This window comes from Okeania sp. SIO3I5 (assembly GCF_010672085.1).
Taxonomy (GTDB): domain Bacteria; phylum Cyanobacteriota; class Cyanobacteriia; order Cyanobacteriales; family Microcoleaceae; genus Trichodesmium.
Map to the genome: position 1 here is coordinate 7,657 of NZ_JAAHHT010000146.1, position 8,273 is coordinate 15,929.

4 protein-coding genes are annotated in these 8,273 nt (G+C 32.6%); all 4 read left to right on the forward strand.

Features of this window, described 5'->3' with window-relative positions; genetic code table 11:
• The coding region (locus tag F6K40_RS26245; RefSeq protein ID WP_293140045.1) for a tetratricopeptide repeat protein at nt 1-1,659 on the forward strand (1,659 nt) is incomplete at its 5' end.
• Between the two features lie 13 nt (nt 1,660-1,672).
• Nucleotides 1,673-4,390, forward strand: coding sequence for a tetratricopeptide repeat-containing sulfotransferase family protein (locus F6K40_RS26250; protein WP_293140046.1), 2,718 nt, complete (start codon nt 1,673-1,675; stop codon nt 4,388-4,390).
• Between the two features lie 1,242 nt (nt 4,391-5,632).
• A complete protein-coding gene (locus tag F6K40_RS26255) occupies nt 5,633-7,879 on the forward strand; it encodes a tetratricopeptide repeat-containing sulfotransferase family protein (RefSeq protein ID WP_293140047.1) in 2,247 nt (748 codons plus the stop codon).
• A gap of 77 nt (nt 7,880-7,956) precedes the next feature.
• Nucleotides 7,957-8,124, forward strand: coding sequence for a hypothetical protein (locus F6K40_RS26260; protein ID WP_293140048.1), 168 nt, complete (start codon nt 7,957-7,959; stop codon nt 8,122-8,124).
• Nucleotides 8,125-8,273 lie beyond the last annotated feature (149 nt).

Here is an 8,273-nt window from a genome sequence, read left to right on the forward strand (position 1 = left end):
CAAGAATGGGATGAAGCAATTATTGTTTATCGTCGTGCCATAGAATTAGAACCAAATAACCATTTATTTCATAGAAAATTAGCAGATATTGCACTACAAACAGGAAAGTTAGATGAAGCGATTTCTAGTTATCAAAAAACCATCGAGATTAATCAAAACCTATCTTGGTCATTTTATAATTTCGGAGAAGCACTGAGAAAATTGGAAAGGTGGGATGAGGCAATTACTGCTTACCGTCGTGCTATAAAATTAGAATCAGATAACCATTTATTCCACAGAAGATTAGCAGATGTTTTCCAAAAAAAAGGATTATTAGATGATGCAATTTCTAGTTATCAAACAGCCATAGAAATTAATCCTAAATCTTGTTGGCATTATGCAGCATTAGCAAATACTTATGTTCAACAGGAGAATTTATCAGAAGCAATACCTTGTTTAATTCAAGCCTTGAGAATAAAGCCAGACATGGAAAATGTTCACAAAAATATAGCATACGTCTTAAAAAAACAGGGTCGTCACAATCAAGTTCGCATTTGGAAATATCAGAAAAAATTACCCAAAGATTGGCTCGAAAAGTTTTTTAATTTAACAGGTAATTGGCAAGTTACTTCAAACTCTTCAAAAACTAATATTACTAGAATACAAGTCTCGGAGTATAGTTACATAAATCTCTTACCCTCTCAAACAATTGAGTCACAAATTTATCCAAATTTTCAAAAGAAAAAAGCAAAGTTAGCAGAAGCTTTTCTCGCAGTAGTATCAGAAGGAAAAGGATGTGTTGATTTAGGAACAACTGGAGTTATTACTTCAGATAATAAACTCGTCACAGACATTTCAACGGGTTGTGCTGAAATAATAATATCTTCTTCTAAATTACCCCCAGTTTACGAAATTAATGGAACTGTGGCTTTTTTACCAGTAAATTTGGGAATAAATAATTACTTCCACTGGATGTTTGATGTATTTGTCAGACTAGACTTATTACGAAGAAGTAATCTGATGTCTACTATAGATAAGTTTGTTTTTACTAACTGTAGTAAAAAGTTTCAGAAAGAGAGCATAGAAGCTTTGCAAATATCTCCAGAAAAAGTCATAGAAGCTCGCTTATTTCCTAATATCAAAGCTCGGAAATTAATAGTTCCTTCATTAATGGGTAGGCAAGGTAGTCTTAGGGTGACACAATGGGGCTGTAATTTTTTAAGAAGTTTATTTTTAAAACCCGAAAATATTGAGAAATTAGCTAGCAAACAAGAACGTATATACGTTAGCAGGAAGCTGACACCATACCGGAGAATTGTTAATGAAGAAGAGGTAGTTAATTTATTGGCAAAATTGGGTTTTATTACTGTTACTCTAGAATCAATTTCAGTAGCGGAACAAGCGTCACTTATGGCAGGTGCTAAAGTAATAATTTCTCCTCATGGTGCAGGATTGACAAACCTAGTCTTTTGTAATCCAAGAACTAAGATAATTGAAATTTTTTCTCCTAAATTTATTAACTCTATATTCTGGCAACTCAGTAATATATGTGGCTTGTCACACTACCACTTAATATGTGAAGATTATGAGGATAATAGCTCAGTAGAATATCCTTGGGGACCAGATATTTTTGTTAATTTGGAGCGACTACTAAAAATCCTGGAACTAGCAGGAGTTTAATCAGTATATAAACATGAATTATCAAAGATTTGTATTAGATTTACATCAAGAAGCTGAATCTTGCTTTGCTCAAGAAAAATTACATGAAGCAGAAATTATCTGTGACAAAATAATTGAGATACAATCAGACTTTGCTCCTGCTTACAATACCCTCGGAAAAGTTCTACAAGTAATGGGTAAATTAGACTTAGCAAAAGAGAATTATCAACAAGCGATTTTAATAAATCCCAACCTAGTAGAAGCTTATACTAATTTAGGTAATTTACATTCCCAACAAAAACAATGGCCTCTCGCAATTACAAGTTATAGTCAGGCACTTCATTTAAACAAAAATAAAGCAGAAATTTACCATAAATTAGGAGAAGCATTGCTGCAATTAGAAAAATGGAATGAAGCGGTTGTTACATATAGAAAAGCAACGGAATTAAATCCAAATTTTCCTTGGTCTTACCACAAATTAGGAACAGCTTTATTGGCACTTGAAAAATGGGATGAAGCTATTATTGCCTATAAGAAATTTATTGAGTTAAATCCAGATTTTCCTTGGTCTTACCACAAATTAGGAGAAGCATTACTGCAATTAAAAAAATGGGATGAAGCTATTATTGCCTACAGAAAATTTATTGAGTTAAATCCAACTTTTCCTTGGTCTTATCACAAATTAGGAACAGCTTTATTGAAACTAGAACAATGGGATGAAGCTGTCAAAGCTTTTCGTCGTGCCATTGAATTAAAGCCTAATTTGTATTTGCCTTACAAAAATTTAGGGGATGCTTTAATGCAATTATCAGAATATTCAGAAGCAGTAACAGTCTATCGTCAAGCTATAGAAATAGACCCTAATATAGATGTGAATTACTACAATTTAGGTAATGCTTTAGTAAAACTTGAAAGATATTCAGAAGCAGTAGGAGCGTACAGTCAAGCTACAAAAATTCATCCTAATTCCTCTTTATATTACGAGCAATTAGCAACAGCATTAGTTAGGTTAGCTGAAGTAGAAAAAAACAGACAATTTAATATTTATAGCGAAGCGAGCGCTTGTTATGAAACTTTAATTCAACTTCAACCAAGGCAAAGAGAAAATTATCATAAATTAGCAGATATTTTGCAAAAGCAAGGAAAATTTGAGGCAGCAATTGATAGTTATATACAAGCTATAAAATTCAAACCAGATGTACCTTGGTCTTATAACAGTTTGGGAGAAATATTAATGAAGCTAAAAAGGTGGAATCAAGCAATATTCACTTTTTTAAATGGTCTAAATCTTGAACAAAATATGCCATGGATATATAAACAATTAGGAGAAGCATTAGCAAAAGTATCTCCAGGTAACTTAGAAACAAAAATTAACTATTATTGCTCTGCTGTTAAAAATAATCAGACAGAGATAATTAATTCTAAATTAGCGCTTAATTTACCTCAAAATTCAGAATTATATCTATATTTAGGCAACTACCTGAGCAACAAAGAGCAATATAAAGGAGCAGTAATTATTTATAATATTGCTCTACAACTGAAAGTAAAAGACCAAGAAATTAAAACCCAACTTCAGCAAACTTTAGAGAAAAAATTAGAATTAGAACTAGAAGTAGAAAGATGCCATCAGACTATCAAACAAAATCCCAAATCTTCTAAATATTATTATGATTTAGGAATAGCTTTGACTCGACAAGAAGAATGGGAAAAAGCTAGCTCAGTTTTCGTGAAAGCTATCAAGTTAAACCCCGAAATAAACTGGTCTTATAATCGTTTCTGGAATTACTTGAAACAGTCCGATATGCTCGATGAAGTAGTCAAACTTTACCATCAAATCATTCAAAAGAAACCTCACTCTGTTTTATGCCACTTAAACTTAGGAGAAATTCTCAGCGAGCAAGGTAAAATTGATGCAGCGATCGCCTCTTATCGTACTGCTTGTTATGAGCAAACTATTAAATCTCATCCTAATTTTGTGACTAGATATTGGCATCAGAAACAAGTGGCAAATCCAAACTTTATGATTATTGGTACTGGGAAAAGTGGAACTACTTCTCTATACAATTATCTTTCTCAACATCCTCAAGTTTTACCTGCTATTAAGAAAGAAATATATTTTTGGTCTAGACATTTTGACAAAGGAATAAATTGGTATTTAGCTCACTTTCCTCCCATTCCCAAAGGAACAAAATTTTTAACTGGGGAAGCAACTCCTACTTATATTAATAGTAGGCAGACTCCAGCACGACTGTTTAGTATTTTTCCTCAAATTAAGCTAATTATAATTTTGCGAAATCCAGTAGATAGGGCAATTTCTCACTATTATCACGAGGTTAGATCGAAAATGGAAAATAAATCTTTATCAGAAGCAATATTTTCACAATTAGAAAGACTGCAAAAAATTCCAGAATCTGCCCTTCAAGAAGCTTACTGGAACCATATATCTTATTATATTAGTTATGGAGTTTATGTAGAATTTATCAAAAAATGGATGGATATTTTTCCCAGAGAACAATTCCTGATTTTGAGAAGTGAAGATTTTTATCAAGACCCAGGAATTACTATGCAAAAGGTTTTTAAATTTTTGGGTTTACCAAAATATCAACTCCAAAATTATAAAAAGTTAAATTCTGGTTCTTATCCTACTGTTCCTCAATCAATTTCTTCAGCTTTAAGTAATTATTTTCAACCTTATAATCAAAGACTTGAAGCATTTTTAGGTATGAAGTTTAATTGGGAAAAGAGGGAGTAGGAAAGTAGGTGAGTTTTGGAAGTCTGGGAAGTGTAGAGAGATAAAATCTTGTCTGTTTAAAATGCTATTTTTTTGCAGCTCTAGAGATTAAAAAGCTGGCACTTTTTTTAAGCATTCAGCTATTAGCAGCAAGCTAGGCTCCTGCGGAGGAACTTCGTTAACAGCAATTAGTAATGAATAATTATTTCTGAGCTTTAGAATATGAGATTTATTATATAGTTAAATCCAGGAGGTAGAAAACTTTTAGAAAGAATGAGTCGCTTAACTTTTCACTCTCAAATTTCTGGAACGGCAGGGATAAACTTTTCCTCAAAGATTACTTTAGACTTTCCACTTTTTACTCTTAATTTTCTGGAACGGCAGGGATAAACTTTTCCTCAAAGATTACTTTAGACTTTCCACTTTTTACTCTGAAATTTCTGGAAAGGCAGAGATAAACTTTTCCTCAAAGATTACTTTAGACTTTCCACTTTTTACTCTGAAATTTCTGGAAAGGTAGAGGTAAACTTTTACTCAAAGGTTACTTTCAACTTTCCACTTTTCACTCTTAAATTTCTGGAAAGGTAGAGATAAACTTTTCCTCAAAGGTGACTTTAGACTTTCCACTTTTCACTCTTAAATTTCTGGAAAGGTAGAGGTAACTTTTTGCTCAAAGGTGGCTTTAAACTTTCTACTTTTTACTCTTAAATTTTGGGAAAGGGAAAGGTGAATTTTTGCTCAGAGGTGACTTTCCACTTTCCACTTTTTACTCTCATATTTCTGGAAAGGCAGAGATAAACTTTTGCTCAAAGGTGGCTTTAAACTTTCTACTTTTTACTCTTAAATTTTGGGAAAAGGAAAGGTGAATTTTTGCTCAGAGGTGACTTTCCACTTTCCACTTTTTACTCTTAAATTTTGGGAAAGGGAAAGGTGAATTTTTGCTCAGAGGTGACTTTCCACTTTCCACTTTTTACTCTCATATTTCTGGAAAGGTAGAGATAAACTTTTCCTCAAAGATTACTTTCAAATTTCCACTTTTCACTCTGAAATTTCTGGAAAGGTAGAGATAAACTTTTCCTCAAAGATTACTTTCAAATTTCCACTTTTCACTCTGAAATTTCTGGAAAGGTAGAGGTAAACTTTTACTCAAAGGTTACTTTCAACTTTCCACTTTTGAGAGTCAAATTTTTAAGCATTCAATTCCTTAATTCTATCAAAATTTGAATGTTAATCTAATAGTTTAATGCTTAATTTTTAACTTTTATGTCTTCAAACACAAACTTACAAACCCTTTTACTGCAAAACCAAAAACAGGCAGAAAATTATTTGTCCCAAGGCCAAATAGAACTAGCGATCGCTTGTTATAAAAAAGTCATAGAACTGCAACCTGAACATTGGGAAATTTACGAAAAATTGGGAGATATCTACCTCCAAGAAGAAAATTTTTCACAAGCTATTACTATTTACGAAAATGCTATTAAACTAAATCCTAATTTTTCCTGGTTTCATCACAAATTAGGGGAGGCATTAATGAAACTTCAACAGTGGGAAAAAGCTGTGAGTTCCTATCAACGCGCCATAGAACTTAACCCTAATTTTTCTTGGTCATATCAAAAACTTGGAGAGACTTTTATAGAACTATCAAAATGGGATTTAGCTGCCACAGCATTGAGACAGGCAATTAAACTGAATCCTGAATTTTATTTGTCTTATGAAAAATTAGGAGAAGCACTGACTCACCAAGATAATTTACATGAAGCAGTAACTTTCTACCAGAAAGCAATAGAAATTAATCCTAATTCTTATTGGTCTCACAATAAATTCGGGGAAGCTTTAATTAGATTAGGTAAATTAGACGAAGCTGAAATTGTTCTGCAAAAAGCTATAGAAATTAAGCCAAAAATTTACTTTGCTCACCATAATTTAGGAGAAGTATTACTCAAACAAGAAAGAGTAACAGAAGCTATTGCCAAATATCATCAAGCAATAGCAATTAATCCTAATTCTTATTGGTCTCATAACTTATTAGGAGATGCTTTAGTAAAACTAGAAAATTGGCAAGAAGCTATAGCAGCATATCGTCGTGCCATAGAAATTAATCCTAATTATTATTGGTCTTACAATTCATTAGGAGATGTTCTGGAAACTACAGGAAAATTAGAAGCAGCTATTGTTAGTTACTTAAAAGCAATCGAACTTAACCCAGAAGTAGATAGACCTCAAATATGTTTGTGGAATGTATTTCTTAAACAAGATAAATGGGAAAAAGCAGAGACTATTTACCGCCAAGAAATTGCCAAAAATCCTAGTAATTTTTGGTTATGGAATTACTTAGGAAATTCTCTAGTAAAACAACGAAGGTTAGATGAAGCGATCGCCTCTTATCAAAAAGCTATTTCTATTCAACCCAATATTTCGGAAATTCATCAATTTTTAGGAGATGCTTTTATTCACCAACAAAAGTGGAATGAAGCTGCCGTTGCTTATCTGCGTGCTATAGAAATTAACCCTGAATTATCTTGGTCAAATTATAATTTATGGAATACTTTAGAGCGCTGCAATAAATTAGATGTAGCAGTCAATTTATATCGGCAATTTATTCAACAAAATCCAGATTCATTTTTGTCTTATCTAAATCTTGGAGAAATTCTGACAAAACAGAATCAAATAAATGAAGCAATTATCTGTTATCAAACTGCTTGTTACCAACAAACCATAAAATTTCACCCCTCTCTTTTCCAAAAAAAGTGGAATTTGACAGAAGTTAAAAATCCTAATTTTCTGATTATTGGAGTGGGGAAAGGAGGAACTACATCTTTATTTAGTTACCTGACACAACATCCTCAAATTTTGCCTCCCGTGGCAAAAGAAATAAATTTTTGGTCGATGAATTTTGACAAAGGCATAAATTGGTATCTCTCTCATTTTCCTGCTCTTCCTAACCATCAAAATTTCATCACTGGAGAAGCAAGTCCTAGTTATTTAGGAAATTGGGAAGCTCCAGACAAAATATTTAGTTACTCCCCCAAAATTAAGTTAATCATTATGTTGAGAAATCCTGTGGATAGAGCTATTTCTCACTACTATCATTGGTTAAGAATAAATAGAGAAAATCGTTCTTTAGAAACTGCATTAAATGAGGAATTAGAAAATTGGCAAATGATTTATAAAAATTCTCCCTTAGATACCAATTATTGGCATCATGGATTGTATTATTTAGGCACTGGTATATACATAGATTTTATCCACAATTGGATGAGTATATTTCCGAAAGAACAATTTCTGATTTTATCAACAGCAGAATTTTATCGAACTCCAAAAACTATGATGAAACGAGTCTTTGATTTTCTCGGTTTGCCAAACTATAAAATTCCCGACTACAAAAAATTAAATTTAGGTTCCTATCCATCTATCAACAGATCGCTGCACCAAAAATTGAGCAATTTCTTTCAACCTCATAATCAAAAATTAGAGGAGTATTTAGGTATGAAATTTAATTGGGAAAGTTGAGGTAGGGGAGTGGGGGTTAGGAGAAAAACTTCTGGAATCACAGTGAGATGAAACTTTGATTACTTCGGGCAACAACTATGATGAAACGACTCTTTGATTTTCTCGACTTACCCAATTTTCAAACTCGAAAATTGAGCAATTTCTTTCTACCTGGCAATCAAAAATTAGAGCAAGACTCCCAGACGAAATTTAACTGGGAAACCAGAAATGGAGAAAGACAAATTTCTCGAATAACAGCAAGATGAAATTTTGATTACTTCCAGCAACAACCATGATCAAACAACCTTTAATTTTTCTCCCTTTCTCCAATAGTCAAATTTTCAACTACCAGAAATTCAACTTCGAGTTTTCCCCACTCCCACTTGAGATTACCATCTCGAAAATTGAGCAATTT

Coding starts and splice junctions, on each gene's coding strand:
- F6K40_RS26250 (WP_293140046.1), top strand. CDS start 1,673: ATGAATTATCAAAGATTTGTATTAGATTTACATCAAGAAGCTGAATCT.
- F6K40_RS26255 (WP_293140047.1), top strand. CDS start 5,633: ATGTCTTCAAACACAAACTTACAAACCCTTTTACTGCAAAACCAAAAA.
- F6K40_RS26260 (WP_293140048.1), top strand. CDS start 7,957: ATGATGAAACGACTCTTTGATTTTCTCGACTTACCCAATTTTCAAACT.